Origin of the sequence: Neobacillus fumarioli NBRC 102428 (assembly GCF_001591485.1) — a bacterium.
In the GTDB taxonomy this organism is placed as follows: Bacteria; Bacillota; Bacilli; order Bacillales; family Cytobacillaceae; genus Neobacillus; species Neobacillus fumarioli.
Genome location: NZ_BCUZ01000279.1, coordinates 1 through 548 on the forward strand (window position 1 = coordinate 1; position 548 = coordinate 548).

General features: G+C 40.7%; 1 pseudogene. It reads left to right on the forward strand.

From position 1 onward, the window contains the following. Nucleotides 1-488, forward strand: a pseudogene (locus BFU02S_RS16165) (group II intron maturase-specific domain-containing protein); the annotation flags it as partial. Nucleotides 489-548: the final 60 nt, after the last annotated feature.

The window sequence follows — 548 nt, forward strand, 5'->3', positions numbered from 1 at the left end:
CAGTTGACCGACCATGGAAACGGAAGTTTCTAGGATTCAGTTTCACATCTTCCAAAGAGCCAAAAGTTCGCATCGCAAAAGAAAGCCTAAAACGAATGAAGAAGAAAGTACGAGAAATCACCTCGAGAAAGATGCCATATCCAATCGAATATCGAATGCAGAAACTAAACCAATATTTGATAGGATGGTGAGGATATTTTGCGCTAGCTGATACGAAAACTACTTTCAGTGAATTAGATGGTTGGATTCGAAGAAGGCTTCGCATGTGCCTGAGGAAAAATTGGAAAAAGCCAAAGACAATAGTTGGCAATCTTATAACCTTAGGTGTTCCTGAATGGAAAGCCTATGAATGGGGAAATAGCCGTAAAGGCTATTGGCGGATTTCAAATAGTCCAATATTACACAAAACCCTCGACAACTCTTATAGGAGTAACCGAGGGATTAAAAGTCTACAAGAACGTTATAAAATCTTGCGTCACTTATCTTAATTGAACCGCCGTATACGGAACCGTACGTACGGTGGTGTGAGAGGTCGGGAGTTAATCACT